The sequence below is a fragment of the Psychrobacter sp. Cmf 22.2 genome (genome assembly GCF_001921745.1).
Taxonomy (GTDB): Bacteria; Pseudomonadota; Gammaproteobacteria; order Pseudomonadales; family Moraxellaceae; genus Psychrobacter.
The window spans coordinates 373,840-392,709 of the sequence record NZ_MRYA01000001.1 but is presented as its reverse complement, the minus strand read 5'-3'; the positions used below and the strand labels follow the sequence as shown (position 1 = coordinate 392,709).

At 44.1% G+C, this 18,870-nt stretch carries 12 protein-coding genes; 7 read left to right on the top strand and 5 right to left on the bottom strand.

Annotated features, from left to right (window positions below):
- Positions 1–27: 27 nt before the first annotated feature.
- From BTV98_RS01705 to gdhA, 4 genes are all read right to left on the bottom strand, one after another.
- Positions 28–1,296: a hypothetical protein gene (locus BTV98_RS01705; RefSeq protein WP_058369313.1), complete on the bottom strand. Its 1,269-nt coding sequence runs from the start codon at positions 1,294–1,296 to the stop codon at positions 28–30.
- Between the two features lie 66 nt (positions 1,297–1,362).
- On the bottom strand, positions 1,363–2,568 hold the full coding sequence (locus BTV98_RS01700; protein WP_058369314.1) for a glycosyltransferase: 1,206 nt from the start codon (positions 2,566–2,568) through the stop codon (positions 1,363–1,365).
- Positions 2,569–2,639: 71 nt separating this feature from the next.
- Complete coding sequence (locus BTV98_RS01695) at positions 2,640–4,373, bottom strand: glycosyltransferase family 2 protein (protein ID WP_058369315.1); 1,734 nt, start codon at positions 4,371–4,373, stop codon at positions 2,640–2,642.
- A gap of 710 nt (positions 4,374–5,083) precedes the next feature.
- Positions 5,084–6,430 (bottom strand): NADP-specific glutamate dehydrogenase, encoded by a 1,347-nt coding sequence (gene gdhA / locus BTV98_RS01690; RefSeq protein WP_058369316.1) that lies wholly within the window; start codon positions 6,428–6,430, stop codon positions 5,084–5,086.
- Positions 6,431–7,107: 677 nt separating this feature from the next.
- On the opposite strand from gdhA, the gene BTV98_RS01685 reads away from it, so the two are divergent.
- Genes BTV98_RS01685 through BTV98_RS01665 form a run of 5 tightly spaced genes read left to right on the top strand, consistent with a single transcriptional unit; the run spans position 7,108 to position 10,159 of the window.
- Positions 7,108–7,470, top strand: coding sequence for a roadblock/LC7 domain-containing protein (locus BTV98_RS01685; RefSeq protein WP_058369317.1), 363 nt, complete (start codon positions 7,108–7,110; stop codon positions 7,468–7,470).
- Between the two features lie 49 nt (positions 7,471–7,519).
- On the top strand, positions 7,520–8,014 hold the full coding sequence (locus BTV98_RS01680; protein WP_058369318.1) for a PAS domain-containing protein: 495 nt from the start codon (positions 7,520–7,522) through the stop codon (positions 8,012–8,014).
- Between the two features lie 3 nt (positions 8,015–8,017).
- The gene (locus tag BTV98_RS01675; RefSeq protein ID WP_058369319.1) at positions 8,018–8,773 is read left to right on the top strand and encodes a phosphate/phosphite/phosphonate ABC transporter substrate-binding protein; all 756 of its coding nucleotides are present in this window, start codon (positions 8,018–8,020) and stop codon (positions 8,771–8,773) included.
- A gap of 40 nt (positions 8,774–8,813) precedes the next feature.
- Positions 8,814–9,491, top strand: a complete 678-nt coding sequence (locus BTV98_RS01670; RefSeq protein ID WP_058369320.1) for a hypothetical protein — start codon at positions 8,814–8,816, stop codon at positions 9,489–9,491.
- Positions 9,492–9,538: 47 nt separating this feature from the next.
- Entirely contained in the window at positions 9,539–10,159 is a 621-nt protein-coding gene (locus tag BTV98_RS01665; protein WP_058369321.1) for a hypothetical protein, read from the top strand.
- A gap of 355 nt (positions 10,160–10,514) precedes the next feature.
- Here BTV98_RS01665 and BTV98_RS01660 read toward each other — a convergent pair whose 3' ends face one another.
- A complete protein-coding gene (locus BTV98_RS01660) occupies positions 10,515–11,087 on the bottom strand; it encodes a GNAT family N-acetyltransferase (protein ID WP_075102979.1) in 573 nt (190 codons plus the stop codon).
- An 853-nt stretch (positions 11,088–11,940) separates the two neighbouring features.
- Here BTV98_RS01660 and BTV98_RS01655 point away from each other — a divergent pair.
- Entirely contained in the window at positions 11,941–14,118 is a 2,178-nt protein-coding gene (locus BTV98_RS01655) for an ESPR-type extended signal peptide-containing protein (RefSeq protein WP_075102775.1), read from the top strand.
- Positions 14,007–18,848, top strand: a complete 4,842-nt coding sequence (locus BTV98_RS01650) for a YadA-like family protein (RefSeq protein ID WP_368664877.1) — start codon at positions 14,007–14,009, stop codon at positions 18,846–18,848. The genes BTV98_RS01655 and BTV98_RS01650 overlap by 112 nt, the downstream gene beginning before the upstream one ends.
- Positions 18,849–18,870: the final 22 nt, after the last annotated feature.

The following is an 18,870-nucleotide window of genomic DNA, read 5'->3' as shown; positions in this document are numbered from 1 at the left end:
TATTATTATAAGCTTTTTTGTTATTTCTTATTTTTTAGGTTTTAGGTCCAACTGCGGCAATAGCCATTCTGCAAACCAAGCTTTTACGGAGACATAGTTAGCGATGCTATTCATAAAGTTTTGCGCGACCAGATTAGCTTGATGACCCGTCAAAGCAGTCTGCTCATGGTCAATCGACTTATTATTTATGGAAAGAGAATACAATAGGTTCTGAGGGTCCATACTAGAGGCTTTGGCAATAAACTGTGCCCAACTTAAAGCACGTCCTTGCTCAATAAGTGCTTCTGCCATCACTTCTTGCTCACGATGCGGACGCTCATCAGGCAGCACCACCAGCGGCGTCGCATAGTCATAGGCTTGTGCAATGCCATTCAAACCACACGCCATCAACAGTAGATCACTATAGGCAATAAATGGGGTCACATCATCTACGTGAGCCGCAATATCGACACAATGTCGTATCTCATCATTAATAGGTCCAAGAGAGACAATTATAGCGTCTGGTAGCAGTTGGCGAAGCTCTGGCAGCTTGGCATCAATCGATTCGTGCCCGCCATAACCTTTAATCACAGTGACTATATTGGTTTTAACACTGGTTTTAGCATTAGTTTGTGGATTGGTTTTATCATGCTCATAGACGGCTTCATCAGCACTTGAGTGCGAGCATAGCTGTTTTTTAGTAGTGTCATTTTCGCTGAGCGTCACAAGCTTATCTATAAACTCATCAAAGCTAGGCAAACTTTGGGCTTTGTTTGGCAAAAAATCAAGATATAGCGTTTTTTGGCGTACCCAGCCTGGCGTTGCTGCCGCTTCAAGCATCTTTGGATAAGGGGCTAATAATCCAAGCGCGCCAGCAAAGGCGTTTAAGTGCGGCATATCATCGCGCTCGCCTGCCAGCCTCACATACAAGTAAGGCACGCTAGCCGTACGGCACAACATAGCGACTTCGACACTGACATCGACAATCATCAAATCAACTTGACGCTGATAAATAGCATCAAGCAGCTGCCAACTGCGCTCTTGAATATTCTCATTGCCCACTGGCGAATAGTGCAAACTGCTTGGCTGCCAATACTTGCCTGCTCGCCCTGATAGCACATCATCTGGTCGCTCATCCTCAGCACTCAAACGTACGATTTGGGTAGCGGTTAATGCATCAAAGCGGTAACTATCGACTGGTAAGCTGGTAAACACCGTCATTTGCTGACGCAACTCTGATGGTAGCAAGGCGGCCAATTTGTCGGCTTGGCGGCAGTGTCCCGAGCCATGGTGATGAGCATAGTAGCCGATACGCATTATAAAGTGTTCCTAACAGATTAAGGCTGTCATTGTTATTAATTAGAGAATGAAAAAAGAAGAACGTTAGACAAACGCCTCTTGAATGCTATCGCTATCATCGACCGCTACTGCTTGCTCATATAAACGCAGATAACCATCAACCATCGCAGCGACGGAACAAAACTGCTCAGCGCGGGCGCGACATGCTGCTCGTGAAATGTACTGGACATCAGCAAACGCTTGTATAAATGCTTCCTTATCCATTTTGGGTACGATGACGCCTGTCTTTGGTGTGACAATCTCAGCACTTGCGCCCACATCGAAACCAATCACAGGTGTACCGCAAGCGAGGCTCTCAGCGAGCGTCAAACCATAAGGCTCATCCCAAGTACTGGTAAATAGCATGGCGGTGACTTGGCTTAATTGCTCGTTGATTTGATCTTTACTCAGATGACCGACATAATCGAATAACGGCGCATCGCTATTTTTGTCTGCCTCTAACAGTGGCGCCACATAGTCATTGAAGTACTCCTCACTACTTTTAGGTCCTGCAATGATTAGACGCTTGCCTGCTGCTTTACAGTACTCCATTGCCAAATGCGTGCCCTTTTCAATGCAAATGCGCCCATACCAAAAATATACTTCGTCATCAATTGGGTTTGTATTGGCATTAAATGACTGCACATCGATACCATTGTAAACTACATGCGAAGGTACAAACTCCTCAAACAGCTGCTGCTGATGACCACTAATCGCAGTAAACTGGGTTTGCGTGCCCAAACGTAGCGTCAATAGAGCCAGACGCAGCTGCGGAAATATCGGTGTATGAAAGGTGGTAAAGAAGCGTGCGCCAAACGCCTGTCCCATCATCATCGGTATATGATGCAAACTATGATTGTGTACCACATCAATCATACCCTGCTCATTACGTCTGATGATATCGCGCATGGCTTGCTGATAGACCAAATACTGATACAGCTCTTCACGGCTCATCCCTACCGAGTCATGCTCATCAGGGTAAACCATCTTATCAAACGCATCACGAGACATAAATGGCACCAATGTCGCACTCGTTTGGCTATCGCTATGGGCATAAAGCAATACCTCATGACCTTGAGCTACCAGCTCATCACAGATCAGCTGAGTAATCATCTCAAGACCGCCTGCATAAGGCTGCGCAATAGGATATAAAGAATGCGCGATGACCGCAATGCGTAGTACAGGAGCATACTTTGTACTTGCATGACTATAATCAGTAATGCTTGTTATATCGGTGGGGCGAGATAGCATAACGAGTCCAACATAAATTAAAAGGATAAATACCAAAAGTTTTTAATATTATTAGCTTTGAGTAAAGACAACTACGGATTGTTTTTTGACTTATTGATACTGACTGTTTGCGGTTGAGATAAACCTTTAGCAAAGGTAGTTTTAATCGCTACCGTTTTATTGGTCGCAAAGCTCTTCTCATAGCCATAATTAACCAGCATTACCTTGGCAGCCCATATTTTCAAAATACAGACTGTCATCGCGCAGCCAAATAACCACGGTGAATACAATAATGAAAATGGCGATACAATGATAGCTGTGGTTATATTTAGCATTAGTAGCACTTTAGGCATTGCCATCAGGTTAGCCGCATAAACGGACGTGCGTGTACGTACAAGCGCTTGCTTAGGTGTACAGATAAAGGGCTTTTTTTGACCCCAAAGCACAGGCCACCATGACAAAGCACCAAGCTCCCAGAAATTCAGATGTAACGCCCAAGCTCGAAGTCGACTGCCTAAGCTTGGTGCCACGCCATCGTCAGTCTGCTGATTCAGCGGAGCATTATCTTGCATATATGCCCATAAGCGCCTACCCAAAAATACTGCATAGCTTGCGTACACCGCATATAAAGGCGTAAGCAAAGCATGAATATTGAGACTGGTACTAAGCAGTAGCGCACCTGTGATAATAAGTAGCGTCAACAACTGCAGTACAATAAATATGCCTGTAAAGTTCACCCATGCGCTCAGTTGTGATACATGTGCACCCATATAGGCTAGGCGCTCACTAAGTTTCTTACTTGTAGATGAGCTTGGTGTAGATGAATTTGATACCGTAGAAAAGTAAGTATTTAGCACCTGCATATTACCGTAGATCCAACGACGACGCTGACTCATCAAATCATGTAAGGTAGTCGGTAACAGACCTGTCGCAATGACTTCAGGTATAAACCGAGTACGCAAACCGCGACCATGCATCAGCACTCCCATCTGTGCGTCTTCGGTAATCGACGCACCTGACCAACCGCCCATCGCGAGCAGCGCACGGCGACGAATAACGGCATAAGTCCCTGTCGATAGTGCACGCTGACGGTTAAATGAGCGATACAAATGATGGTTAAAGTAATGGTTTAATTCGCTATGGACATCTTCTTTTCCCGCATCACGGTAAAACTGCGGAAACTGTAATAGTGCATGGTCTGGGTAACGCTCAATGGCCTTTGCAATAGATATGCGCGCCTGCGGTAATGCTTGATAGTCACTATCGACCACAACCACGTGACTACATTCAGGATCCATAAGACCCAGTGCCAGATTGAGCGCACCAGCTTTAAAGCCAGCCACCGCATCGATATGATAAAAATGTACATTATGACGCGCATCAAGACTGGCACAAAACTGTGCCAAAGGCTCATACAAGGACGTTTGAGCATGGTTATTATCGACGATTAAAATCTCATCGTCGTCCGCTTTGATTGCCAATAATGATTTAATAGTATCAATGACCATTTGTGCTGGCTCAGCACGGGTCATTAGCTGAAAGCTTAAACGTACAGGCGCTTTTTTATTGTTCTGTTTATTATTTAACGCACTTTTATAGGTTTGGCTATTTTTCTTATTTAAAATAGTTTTATTGAAATTGTCATCTCTGAAAATTTCACTATGCTCGCTTCTGGCTCGTCTGTTGATTGGTATTGCAGAATCATCTAATCTACGAACCTTTAATGTATTATTCTTGGTTAAATTCAAGCCAGTCACATTCTCTCTTATGTCACTTATCCCAGTATGTTGGTTTGTACCTATCTCTGTTATATCCACTCTTTTCATACCAGCTCTCCTTCTTGTATCTTCTGCTATAACGTTCCTTTTTATAGCACTCTGTCTTATGGCCTCCTCACTCATAGATAACGGCGTTTTTGTAAAATAGTTTATCTCGTTAATGCCCATGTCTTGTTCCTGTGTTTACCCATTAACTTAAAAGAAGATTAAGACAAAAATAGAAACGTTTCGGTCTCCATTGTTGTGACAATTTATCTACTAGTGAGAGGGTCAACGCATGTATTTATATCTGCTTCATTGACACTCAGTTTTTACTTATATATAAATTTTTCTGAGCAGTGTTTGTAGTTATTCTTACCAACTATGTGTCTGTAGTTTTATAATAATTGAAAAAAATAATTGAGTTTACGTATGAAATGTACATAACAACCTAGTAGTGTAACGTCTCGTAAATATTGTAAAAGTCTTGCTATATTAGCTATTTAGCGTCCATATAAACTCAGTTATCGTCTTTACCATATTGAGAGTACTGCTTGTCGTTTAATCTTTATAAACAACACCAGACATTATTCTAGCAACCATCTATTTAATGTTTTTACAAAATATTTAGGTGACGTTTGACCTATTGAAAACTTGTCTTACGGTCTTATTTTGCACAAAAAAATACCGCAACTATTAGACATAGCAGCGGTATTTATGTTTATTGTCGCTTAGCCAAATGTGGCTGGTTTATAGGACAAGTTAACTTGTATTCTAAGTTAGTTTAAAACGCCATAAGCCACTAGTGCATCAGCGACACGTTTAAAGCCTACAATATTGGCTCCTGCCATATAATCTATGTAGCCATTATCAGTCTGACCATACTTTTCTGATGCGTCAGCTGCACAGTCATGAATGTCTTTCATGATAAGCTTTAGACGCTCATCAATTTGCTCAAAACTCTTATATTGACGGACTGAGTTTTGTGACATCTCAAGCGCTGACACGGCAACCCCGCCCGCATTGGCGGCCTTGCCTGGTGCGTAGTGCACGCGATGTAGACAAATATAATCAACCGCTTTAGCAGTCAGTGGCATATTAGCGCCTTCAACGACATATTTGATGCCATTTTCAACCATAAGCTTGGCATCCTCTTCGTCAATCTCGTTTTGAGTCGCTGATGGTATCGCAATATCTCCTTTGATGTGCCATGGTTTTTGACCCTCGAACCACTCACCGCCATGGACATCAACGTAGTCAGACAGTGGTTTGCTTTGTTCTTTTTGTTTTTTTAGCCAATCAATCTTTTCTTGATTAAAGCCCTTTTCATCATACAAGGTGCCTTTTGAGTCAGACACCGTAATTGCGACGCCTCCGAGCATACAGACTTTTTCAGCAGCATGTAGTGAGACATTACCCGCGCCTGATATTAATACCTTTTTACCTTTGATAATTTCATTTTGCGCTGTAAGCATATTTTCTAAAAAGTAGACGGCACCATAGCCTGTGGCCTCTGTACGCACTAAGCTGCCACCAAAACCCACGCCTTTACCAGTTAATACACCGCCATGCTCATGGGTCAAGTTTTTGTACATTGCAAACATGTAGCTCACTTCACGGCCCCCAACGCCAATATCACCAGCTGGTACGTCAACGTCCTTATTCACATAGTGATGCAGCTCACGCATAAAGGCATAACAAAATCGACGAATCTCGCTATCTGACTTTCCTTTAGGATCAAAGTCTGAGCCACCTTTGCCACCGCCCATAGGTAGACCTGTTAAGGCATTTTTGAATATTTGTTCAAAGCCTAAGAACTTTAACACGGATTGGTTGACAGTGGGATGGAACCTGACGCCGCCCTTATAAGGGCCTAAAGCATTACTGAACTGTACACGCCAGCCGCGATTGACTTGGACCTCTCCTTTGTCATTTTCCCAATTGATACGAAAAGCAATAACGCGGTCAGGCTCTACTAGACGCTCAAATATTTTGAATTTTTCGTATTGAGGATGAGCATCATATAAAGGGGCAATGGTAAGTGCAACTTCCTTAACCGCTTGAATAAACTCAGGTTGATGGGCGTAGCGTGCTTCAATCTTTTCGATGGCCTGACTAATACTCATATATCTTCCTTAACTATAAAACGTGTGGTCGTGCTGAATTACATCCCTACAATGCAGCCGTCAAAGGATGGCTATATTGTAGATACTGATGCAGGATTGGTTTTTTTTGTGCAGTAAATAAAAGGCTTGCGGATTTAAAAGCCCATAAGTTAAGCAACCGATAGGCGTCGTGACATTGATAGATTAGATCTATTACACATTACTTTGAAACTACGGTTTGAAAATACTGATTGTGCATAGATGGGATAGATATGACAAAGACAGTAATTATAGTGCGCAGCGTATACGGTCAGAACGGCTGGTTGCTTGATAGCTCTTATTTAATTTACCTTGCTACTGAAAAAAGTCAATCCCGTATTGCAATATAAATGCTACCAATTATGAATAGCTCTAACTTTAGGTGAAACTCATCCTGATGTATCTCATTGATTCTTATGCAATATTAGACTAAAAAATAGTATGAACGGTATGAAATACAAAATAAATGGCAAAAAATTTGGCTTAATCTTGATAATTCTATATCAATATAATAAGTATGGGTTTATAATAACCACATTGTCAGTAGGGTATTATAATCGTTTACCTGAATACATCGTTTACCTGAGTACAATGCTCCTTTTTAACTTTACCAATAAATGGCGTATGACCATTTAACTATGAAGGATTGTGAGATATCTATGCGTACAGATACATTCCAACAAATACTAGAAGACCTTAATAGCTCATCAGCAGATGTCGAGGCGTCTGCTCTAATCTCAAACGATGGCTTAATGATAGCTTCAGCGTTACCAACAGGCATCGATGAAGACCGCGTAGGTGCTATGTCAGCAGCGCTTTTATCGCTAGGAGATCGTGCAGGTCGCGAGTTGGCTCGGGGCAGTATTGACCGAATTATGATTCAAGGTGAAAAAGGCTACGTAATCACGACCTCATCGGGTGATGAAGCAGTCCTTACGATTATGGCCAAGCCAAATGCCAAACTTGGATTGATTTTTTTGGATATTAAGCGCGCATCAGAAGCACTTGCAAAGCTTATCTAAACAGACTTAGATAACCAAAAATTTAGAACAGTAAATATAGGAAATACTTATGGGCTCTCCACTTTTAGATGCTGTAAAGCCTGACGTGCCAGCCGAAAAAGTTAGCATAACCTATCATGACGATGTCTCACGCAGCGTTTATGACTCAGGGATTGAGCGTCCCTATCCTGATGGCAAGCTTATCGTCTCACGTACAGACTTGGACGGTCATCTTACCCATGTAAACGATGCATTTGTCGAAATTAGTGGCTATACGATAGATGAGCTAATCGGTCAACAGCACTATATATTGCGCCATCCTGATATGCCAAAGGCCGCCTACCAAGATTTATGGCAGACGGTAAAATCAGGACAAAAATGGCATGGCTACGTCAAAAACCTGTGTAAAGATGGTAGCCACTATTGGGTATATGCAACGGTCGTTCCTAATATACGCCGCGGACAGACCGTCGGTTATACCTCTGTACGCCGTAAGCCTTCACGCAGCAAGATAGAAGCTGCGATCGCACAATATGCCCACATGAAACAAAATGAGGAAGGTTAAACCATGAATGAAAAGACATATAACCTATTAATCGCTCCTGATTTTTCGCCTGATCGTTTTGCAGGCTGGCACATGTTTAATACCTTGATTCAAAAGCGTGCCCACATTCACTTGCATCTCAACACGCCCACCTCTCATGCTGAGCAAGAAGAGATGGTCGATGCCGGTGACATACATATTATCTATGCCAACCCCTTTGACGCTGCTGCTTTGATTCGCGAAAAAGGCTATCGCGCCATCGCTCGCCCAATCGGAAAATCTGATGAAATGGTAATTGCAGCGTCCGCCAATAGTGATATTAAACGCTTAGAAGATTTGACCAAAGGCGCGTCTATCGCTATGGCAGACAACCGCGATGTAAAGCTTATCGGTCTGCGTTTATTAGAAGCCGTGGATTTAGAAGAAGCGGATCTCAGTTGGGAGGTGACCGAAAACTATCAAGCGGCGGCAAGGCAAGTCATCAAAGGTGAGGCTCAAGTGGCGTTTTTCTTAGCAGAAATATTTCATAGCTTCTCACGTTTGACCAAAGCGCAACTGTCGGTGCTGATCGAAAGTGATCTGGCAGATATTAGCCATGTATTGCTGATTAAAGACGACTTCGCTGATGAAAAAGCACTAAGTCAAGCGATACTAACTTTTCATCAAGATGATAGCGGTAAAGAAGCACTGACTGAGCTTGGTATGCCGCAGGGATTTGAGGCAATGAGCGAAGAAGATGGCGAGTTTATGTTAGATCTTATGGAAACCTTGCTCGATTAAGCGTCAAAACCATCATACCTCTTATATTTAGGACACCGTTATGGATGATTTATCTGCAACTGACGATTTATCGTTGTCTAAAGATAGCGAGATGACTGCCCGTCATACGTATCGTTATTATGCACGAAAAATCTTTGCCGATCCTAATAATCGCTACTATCACGAACAGCGTATCAACGCCGCGTTGCTACTCGACGAAAAAGAACCCCTACAAGGCGCGGTCGCTGACTTTTTCTTTGGCTGTTGGTATGACATTCCTTACGATGTCAAAGGTATCTTTGCCCGTATCCAAGGTCGCCTGCACCCGCAGATAGAACATGCTTTTCATAACTGTATCAACAAGCTCGATTACATAAAGCACAGTAGTGAGTTTGCGACGCGCTGGAGCGTGCTGGTGACACCATCGTTAAACGTGCAAACCCATCGTTTACGTATCAGTAGCGACGATGCAAAAGAAATCGCTAAAAATATTACCACTGAGCTGATGAGTGCGCGTGCTGCGGCAGACTGGAGTACGATTGAACAAGTTGAACGCGAGTTTTTTGCCCACTGTTTGGCCTGTACTGATCGCTTGGCTTTTTCCATCGTTTGGTTTGGTTTGGGCAAAAGTGATTGGCAGTTTGATGAGCGCTGGCGTAACTGCCAGCAACAACTAGAACAAACTGGCTCTACACTCCTAAAAAGTACGCAAAACTTAGACACTCAATCAAGCGTATAGCCGTTACTTACCCATTTTTTACTCATTTTGTCAAAGAGAACGTTTTTATGTCCATTTTTGATAATGCTGACAAAACCTATATTACTTTAACCCCTGCTGGTGTATTCGAGGCTTTTTCTCAACACAAACCAACCGCCCAGCAGCTAGCGCTACAAGCGCTCCTATCCTATCGCGAAACGATGCTGGTCGCAGTATGGTTAGAGGAATACTCAGAGCGCTGGCTAAATAGCTTCGTTGAGCAAGGGTTTATCGAAAAGCTATCTACTTTTTTGCCCGCGCCCAATCTACCACTTGATCAGTTTTTGCCGTATGTGGTCGCAAGCTTATCTGGTAAGCGCCGTGCTGCTATAGCCTCAGATGAAGGGTTTTGCCTAGCGCGCATTGGCTACAGCCAAGAAGAAGCGGACATGTTAAGCGTAGCAGCCGCAGATTTTTCTGGGTTTATGCTACGTCAAAAGCAGCGCGGCTGGGCGATTGAAAGCCAAGCGATATCTTTTTTTCAGCAAGTAGATTTATTAATACCTGAGACCAGCTTTGTATTTTTGTGGATCGATGGCGACGGTTACGCCCTGATCATCGATGGTGAACCCTTGACTAACAACCGAGCCTTTGTTGAGCTAATCTGGGGAATCAAAACCTCTGGGCTAAGATTTGACAGCTCGATTTGATAGCTTAAATTAACAATACTAGAAGTTATAGCAAGTTAAGAGTGTCAAGTGTCGAATATAAACTACGGCAGATGCTACATTCCTTTAGATTGACTAATATATAAACGAAACTTAAGAATGATAAATTGAACTTTACTAATTGATATAACTAAGCTACTGATAGTGTTTATATATGGTTGCCGATTGAAAAACCATTAGAATAAATTTATGAAAAAGATAAGATTTTAAAAAGAAACATAAAATTACAATGTAATTTATATTAACAATTAATAAAACTATGTATTAAATATAATCAATTGCTTTTCTAATTGGTTATAACTTATGCAGTACAGCTTTATAATTTACTTGTTAATCATTAACCTTGATCTGTAAGTATGATTTTTTGCCATTGCTGCCGTGTAATTTTGTATAAAACATGCTCAGCAAGTCGGTGATTAGCATCAAGCATGGGGTGATAAAAGTTCTCTTGTGTATCGCTCATACCAATGCGCTGCATAATCAATTGCGAGTGTTCATTGATAACAGCAGTAAAGGCAACGACCTCATCAAGCTCTAATTCTTCAAATGCAAACCTTAACGAAGCTCGTGCCGCCTCAGTGGCATAACCTTGTCTCCAATAGTCTTTATGCAATCGCCAACCAATCTCCACGTTGGGCGCAAAAGGCATATCAGCATGTGCTGCATTTAAGCCGACCATCCCAATAAAAGCATCGCTCTTTTTTAAGCTGACCGCCCAAAACCCCCAGCCATTGTCTTCAATAAGCTGCTGGCACTTCTTGGCTATCACATCGCTCAATGTTGGTGATAATAGCTTGGGAAAGTATTTCATTACCTCAGGATCTGAATTCATCTTAGCAAACACCGCAAAGTCGCTTGGCTGCCACTGCCTGAGGTAGAGCCGTTCTGTTGTTAATACCGTTTGCGTCATGATATCTTGTCTGCTTCGTTCAATTTTTAACTCCCCTGACATCTAGTGCATTCTGCACTATTAGTAAACTTTATCATTAAACATTCACTTTATACTTCAAATCACGCGCCTCATCAGTCATCCCGAGAAACCCTCAATAGTGTGCAGACTGCCCTTTTATTCTCTAGTAGTTTAGTCTAAGTATTGACCGTATATAATTATTAGATTAATAAAAAAAATATTAATACGATATGATTAATATATATTTTTATTTAATTAAGAAAGCACTAATAATATTAAAAGAATTATAATACTTCTTAAAATTTTTTATTTTTTATTTTTTATACATGAATTTTTATATTAATATATTTATATTTAGTTTAAAAAATAATTATAAAATAAATAAATTTAAATTATTTAAACAGTATATTTTAAATAGGGTTTAAAGGACAGGTATAAACACACATAAATAGTTAAATAACTTTCAATCGTAGACTCCATAACTCTAGCCACTAAATTCACTTACTCGCTATATTCTATTCAGTCGCTATATGTATACTTTCTCTATAATAAATAACGATTTTCATTTAATATTCGTTATAACGAATATTTACTTCTTATTATTCATTTACCTAAATGAATATATTTTTATGATAAATTATTAAATTCTTATAAGCGAATATTTATAATTTATCATTAAATAAAAATTTTATATATTAATTTATTTTATTAACTTCACTTTAATTTATTTTTGCATTAATATAAATTATATTTTATTGACCATTAATTGGTTTTTATTGTTTTAATGTCAATTTATTGTCAACAAGCTTTACTGCTGCCAGACAGAGTTTTGACCAATACAGGAAGTTAATTTATGAATCGCAATTATAAAGTTATTTGGAATCAGTCATTAAACTGTTTTATGGCAGTAGCAGAATATGCAAAGAGCCGAGGAAAATCATCAAGTGCCGTCGTAAGCTCTAACGCTGCAAGTGTCTCCAATGACACGGTAACAGGAGGCGCGCAACTCTTGCGTCTCAGTGCATTGTGCGTGGGGCTAGCTAGTGCTGGATTTAGTATGCAGGCATCAGCTATAGCTGCTTGTGCTGAGGATAACGCAGCAGGTGCAGGCGTGGTTGATAGAGTGCAGTGCGGTACTGGGGCAAATGCTGAGGGAAGTACGAGTGTGGCTATCGGTCAAAATGCCCAAGCAACAGGCGGTCAGACAGTAGCAATTGGTAGTGTAGGCGGCGGACAAGCCACGACAGCAAGTGGTGACCAATCTACGGCTATCGGTGCGAACACAGTATCGTCAGGAAGCTCCTCTATTGCCATTGGCGGTGATGATCTAAATAAAGCTTCACAAACCAATTTAGATGGTACAGAGACTGGTGGTGCAGTCAATACAGTTTTTAGAAAGTACTCTGGTGATCGAGATCTAGTAAATACTGCTCCAGGTATGCAATATCCAAATACAGAATCAAGTGGTGCTGCTTCGGTTGCCATTGGTGTACAAGCGGTCTCCTCTGGCGCACTATCGACTGCTTTTGGTACGCAGGCCAATGCTACAGGTGTTGCCTCATCAGCTTTTGGTGTCTCTGCTGAAGCATCCAAAGAAGGCTCAGTTGCTATCGGTGCAGGTAGTAAAACGGATGGTAGCGCAACAAAGGTCGAAAGCCAGACAGTCAACGGTATCACCTTTACAGGGTTTGACGGTGCGTCAGGTTTTGCTGGTAATGCAGGCGATGCTGGGCGTCAAGTGTCTGTAGGTCTCATAGGTAATGAGCGCCAGATCAAAAACGTGGCGCCAGGTGAAATCTCTGCATCATCTACCGATGCGATTAATGGCAGTCAGGTTTTTTCGGTCACTAATAAGTTGGTTGATAATATTAGAGGCGCTCAAGCAACGGCTGATGCTGTCGCCGATGGCACAGCTGGCATCGTCCGCCAAGATACTGGCACTGGTCCAATTACAGTTGGCGCTGCCACAGGTGGTACAAGCGTTGACTTTACTGGTACTAATGGCGTGCGTACGCTAAGTGGTCTTGCTAATGGTAACGTTGCCGCAGGTTCAACCGAAGCGGTGACGGGTGATCAGTTAAATACTACCAATACCAATGTCACTACTGCTCAAACAACAGCAAACACGGCAAATACCACGGCAAACAGTGCCCTAACCAAAGCTAATCAAGGCTTTAACATCAGTGCAGCTGGTGGTACTAACGATAACGTCCAACTTGGTGAAAGCGTCAACTTCACAAATACTGATAGCAATCTAGTTGTAACCAACACTGTTGATAACGGTATCAATTACAACTTAGCAGACAATATCAGTGTGAGCCAAGCGACTATTGGTGATGCCACTAATAATACGGTATTAACCAGCACGGCTACTGGCTTAGACGTCGGCGGTGATAAGATTACTAATGTTGCAGATGGTACCACTGCAAGCGATGTGGCCACCTTTGGCCAGCTTGAAACGACCAACGCTAACGTTACTGCTAATACAGGTAATATCACTACCAATACAGGCAATATTAGCGACCTTACCGCAGGTAAAACGGGTCTCGTGCGCCAAGATACTGGCACTGGTCCAATTACAGTTGGCGCTGCTACTGGTGGTACCAGCGTTGACTTTAGTAATTCATCAAATGGTGACCGTACACTAACAGGTGTCGCTGATGGCGTTAATGACAATGACGCGGTGAACTTCGGTCAGCTGAACCAAACAGTTGCAGACAATAAAGTCAAGTACTTCAGCGTGAATTCCACAGGTGGTGGTAACGTAAACAATGACGGTGCACAAGGCACCAATGCAATAGCCATTGGTAAAGATGCTAAAGTTGCTGATGGTCATAATAGCTCTATCGCTATGGGGCTTGGGGCGAAGGTTGACAGGGGACCTGATACGGGAGCTGCGCTACCATTGGTGCAGTTGCTATTGGTAATAAAGCATGGGCTAGGGGGACTAACTCTGTTGCCCTCGGTACTGATGCGACAACATCCGTCTTTGATAGGGGGGTTGCCATTGGTAGTAAAGCTGGGTCATTAGGCTCTGATGCGACGGCGATAGGCAGCGAAGCTGTTGCAGCCTCTGTTGGGGTGGCGCTTGGTAATAAGGCTAAGGCATACACTACCCGCAGTATTGCAATTGGTGAGAACGCTGTAGCGGGTGTTGTTGGTGGTGATTTTGCTGACGGTGCAAGCTATTACGGAATTGCTATCGGTCAAGATTCAACAGTCAAGGGTAGAGCTGGTATTGCCATAGGTCGACAGGCAAACACTTCAGGTGAAGATGCATTGGCTATTGGTCGAGAATCTATTGCAGCTGCAAATGGTACTGCTATTGGCGCAGGAGCTAAAGCAAATAAAGCAGGAGGTGTTGCCATTGGTGCAGGTTCTATAGCTAATATAGAAGCAGGTATTAAAGGCTTTGACCCTTCTACGGGTGGCGCAACTACCAAAACGTCAAATGTGTGGCAATCTACTCGAGCAGCTGTAGCTTTAGGAGATAGTGATAATGGAGTTACCCGTCAATTAACTGGATTGGCAGCAGGTACCAATGATTCTGATGCGGTAAACGTCGCGCAGCTCAGAGCCACCAATGACAGAGTGACCACCAACACCGGTGACATCGCTGACATCAATGCTGGTCGCACCGGTATTGTCCGTCAAGACGCAGGTACAGGCGCGATCACCGTTGGCGCTCAAACGGGCGGTACCAGCGTTGACTTTAGCAATTCAGCAAATGAAGCCCGTCAACTAACAGGCATTGCCAGTGCCGGTGACATCACTGACGTTAACAACGCCAACAACGTCGTCAATGCCGGTGACGTGAACACTGCCGTAGGCAACCTAACCGAGGCAGGTCTTAACTTCCAAGGCGACGACGGTACATTAATTGATCGTAACCTTGGCGACACACTGACCATCACAGGTGGTGAGACGGACTCAAACAACCTAACCGCAGATAATATCGGTGTGGTCGCAAACGGTACTGGTGGCCTGAGCGTACAGCTCGCCAAAAACATTGCTGTTGACAGCGTGACCACCGGCAACACCGTCACCAACAGCGATGGTGTTAAAGTCGATGATGGTTTAGGTAATGCAACCACCATCACTACGGCAGGTACTACTGTCACCGATGGCACTAATAGCAGTGACTATAGCGCTGCCGGTTCAACCATCACAAATGGCAACACCGTCACCACAGTAGGCGCAGGTAACATCAGTGTCAGCGGCATTGACAACACCGATCCATCAGTGACTAACAACATCGTATTGGACGGAACGACGGGGCAGATCAGCGGTGTAGCTGACGCAACCGCAGCTGACCAGGCCATTAACAAAGGTCAACTAGACGCGATAGCAAGTGCAGGTGACGCGAAGACTGACGCTTTAGGTAACAGCACAGCAAGCAACTTAGGTGGCGGTGCAAACTATGACGCTGCAACAGGCGTAGTTAGCGCTCCAAGCTATGAGCTTGATAACGGTAACACCACCGTCAACAACGTCGGATCGGCCTTAGAGAACTTAGATGGTCGTACCACCACCAACACCGATAACATCGCTGACATCAATGCTGGCCGTACCGGTATTGTCCGTCAAGACGCAGGCACAGGCGCGATCACCGTTGGCGCTCAAACGGGCGGTACCAGTGTTGACTTTACCAATGACGATAACACTGATCGTCAACTAACAGGCGTTGCCAGTGCCGGTGATATTACGGTAGCAGGCAATGCAAACAACGCCGTCAACGCAGGCGATGTAAATACGGCAGTCACAGGTTTGGCCAATGCTGGTCTAAAATTCTCAGGCGACAACAACACTGCGACACCGTTCACTCGTAAACTGGGTGAAGAATTAAAAGTTCGTGGCGGTGCTACTGACCTAACTGATAACAACATTGGTGTGGTTGCTAGTGCTGAAGATACCTTAACGGTCAAGCTTGCTGAGAATATTGATCTTGGCGCTACTGGTAGCGTAACCACCGGCAACACCATCACAAACACTAATGGCGTGGCCATCACCGATGGTATAGCTGGCGGCGCCACCAACACCATGACCGCAGCAGGCACTACTGTCACAGACGGCGTTGTTGGTGGTAATACTAGCAACTACGGTGCAGAAGGCATCACCGCTACAGACGGCACTAACAGTACGACTGTTGGTACAGGTCGTATTAGTATAAGCGGTGTTGACAACACCGACCCATTAAACCCTGTATCCAACACCTTAGTATTAGATGGCAACACAGGACAGATTAGCGGTGTGGCTGACGCAACCGCAGCTGACCAGGCCATTAACAAAGGTCAACTAGACGCGATAGCAAGTGCAGGTGACGCGAAGACTGACGCTTTAGGTAACAGCACAGCAAGCAACTTAGGTGGCGGTGCAAACTATGACGCTGCAACAGGCGTAGTTAGCGCTCCAAGCTATGAGCTTGATAACGGTAACACCACCGTCAACAACGTCGGATCGGCCTTAGAGAACTTAGATGGTCGTACCACCACCAACACCGATAACATCGCTGACATCAATGCTGGCCGTACCGGTATTGTCCGTCAAGACGCAGGCACAGGCGCGATCACCGTTGGCGCTCAAACGGGCGGTACCAGTGTTGACTTTACAAATTCAGCAGGTGATGCCTGTACACTCACAGGCGTGGCTGCAGGCACCGATGCCACAGACGCAGTAAACAAAGCACAATTAGATGCCATTACTGGAAATATCACCGCAGCCGGCGTGCAGTATGATCGTAATACCGATGATACAGTGAACTATGACCAAGTCAGCTTTGCTGGCACACCAGCGGTAATCGAGCAAAATGATAGCGGTAATAATATCGTCGTTAGTGGTGGTACGACACTTAGGAACGTTGCCAATGGTATTACAGCGTCTGATGCAGTCAACAAGGGTCAGTTAGATAGCGCTACTAAGGTCAAAGTGGTAGATGGCAATGGTAATGAGATAGTCGTTAACGTCGCTGATCAAGTCGTCAATAAAGGCGTTATTAACCCAGATAATCCTAATAGAGACTCTTTGTTCTTAACCTATGACGTTTCAGGCCAAGAAGTCACAGATCGCCTAACCATCGGTCAAACCGTGCAAAAAATGAATACCGAAGGCGTAAAATTTGCTCATACCAATGCCAGAGATAATGGCGCAGGCAGCGTTGGTATGACCAACGACTCAAGTGCTGGCGGCTTTGATTCAACAGCTATTGGTGTCAATGCCATTATTAAAGAAGGCGCTGACAGTACGGTTGCTCTAGGCCACGACACCGAAGCAACAGAGACGGCTAAAGACTCTGTAGTCATTGGTAAAGGCTCAAAAGTATCAGGCGCATCTTCTGTTGCCATCGGTGATAACGCTCAAGCTAATGGCGCGCAGTCCATCAGTATCGGTACAGGTAACATCGTCAATGGCGACAACTCTGGTGCCTTTGGTGATCCAAGTACGATCAATGGTAATAACAGTTACTCAGTGGGTAATAACAATACGATCAACAGTGATGATACTTTCGTAATCGGTAACGGCATTACAGCAAACCAAAATGGCTCAGTAGTACTAGGTCTTGGCTCTGCAGCTACGACAGGTGCTGGTATTGCAGGATTTGGCGCCAATAGTAATGCCGCTATTGCTGCCACAACCAGCACTACAGGCGCAGTTGCTGTAGGCGATGCGGCTAATGGCGTATATCGTCAAGTAACTGGTGTTGCCGCTGGTACCGCAGACTCTGATGCGGTCAACGTCTCACAGTTAAAAGCAGTCAGTGACGCACTTGGTGATAGCAATGCATCACTCAATAATGCAGCGGTTCAGTATGACAAAAACCCAGACGATTCGGTCAATAAAGGCAGCATCACGTTAGGTGGCGGTGCTAGAGGTACCACGATTACTAACGTAGCCAATGGGGTTCAAGCATCAGACGCTGTTAATAAAGGTCAGTTAGATAATCTTGGTAGCGGCGTCGCCGGCATTATCGGCGGCGATGCTAGCTATGATGCTGGTGGCAACCTTACTGCTAATAATATTGGCGGTACTGGTCAAGGTAACATTAGTGACGCCATCGCTGCTGTTAACCAAGGCAACGCGCAGGCCAACGAAGATATCCAAGCCAATAACGAGCAGATCACAGACAATACTGGCCGTCTTGACGCAGGTATCAGCTTTGGCGCGGATAACGGTGACAATATCAGTCAGAGCGTCGGCGGTAACAATGGCAGCATTCAGTTTGAAGGCGGCAATAACATTACCACCAGTACTGCTAATGGCAGTATTCAAATTGGCCTAGATGGCAATATCGAAGTCGATAGCGTCACTACAGGCAACACAGTGGTTAATGATAATGGCGTCACTATTCAAGACGGTCCTAGCATGACAACTGAAGGCTTTAATGCTGCCAACACTGTCATCACTGGTGTTGGAGCTGGCAACATTGCAGCGGACAGTACTGATGCGATTAACGGTAGTCAGCTACATGCCCTTGATAAAAAGCTTGGCGATAGCGTCAACGCGCTAGGATACAGAATTGGTGAAGTCGAAGACAATGCAAACGCTGGTATCTCAGCAGCGATGGCAATGTCTTCATTACCGCAAGCGTATATTCCAGGTAAGTCAATGGTCGGCGGCGGTATCGCCTCGTACAATGGCGAAAGCGCAGTGGCCGTTGGTGTGTCTAAAGTGTCTGACAATGGTCGCTGGGTAATCAAAGTGAATGGTACAGCGGATACACAAGGGAATGCTGGCGGTGCAATTGGTGCAGGCTTCCATTTCTAGTACAAGCACATTACCTCATGAC

Bases quoted from the DNA above. Each gene is read 5' to 3' on its own strand.
- BTV98_RS01705 (WP_058369313.1), bottom strand. From the start codon at position 1,296: ATGCGTATCGGCTACTATGCTCATCACCATGGCTCGGGACACTGCCGC.
- BTV98_RS01700 (WP_058369314.1), bottom strand. From the start codon at position 2,568: ATGCTATCTCGCCCCACCGATATAACAAGCATTACTGATTATAGTCAT.
- BTV98_RS01695 (WP_058369315.1), bottom strand. From the start codon at position 4,373: ATGAAAAGAGTGGATATAACAGAGATAGGTACAAACCAACATACTGGG.
- gdhA (WP_058369316.1), bottom strand. From the start codon at position 6,430: ATGAGTATTAGTCAGGCCATCGAAAAGATTGAAGCACGCTACGCCCAT.
- BTV98_RS01685 (WP_058369317.1), top strand. From the start codon at position 7,108: ATGCGTACAGATACATTCCAACAAATACTAGAAGACCTTAATAGCTCA.
- BTV98_RS01680 (WP_058369318.1), top strand. From the start codon at position 7,520: ATGGGCTCTCCACTTTTAGATGCTGTAAAGCCTGACGTGCCAGCCGAA.
- BTV98_RS01675 (WP_058369319.1), top strand. From the start codon at position 8,018: ATGAATGAAAAGACATATAACCTATTAATCGCTCCTGATTTTTCGCCT.
- BTV98_RS01670 (WP_058369320.1), top strand. From the start codon at position 8,814: ATGGATGATTTATCTGCAACTGACGATTTATCGTTGTCTAAAGATAGC.
- BTV98_RS01665 (WP_058369321.1), top strand. From the start codon at position 9,539: ATGTCCATTTTTGATAATGCTGACAAAACCTATATTACTTTAACCCCT.
- BTV98_RS01660 (WP_075102979.1), bottom strand. From the start codon at position 11,087: ATGACGCAAACGGTATTAACAACAGAACGGCTCTACCTCAGGCAGTGG.
- BTV98_RS01655 (WP_075102775.1), top strand. From the start codon at position 11,941: ATGAATCGCAATTATAAAGTTATTTGGAATCAGTCATTAAACTGTTTT.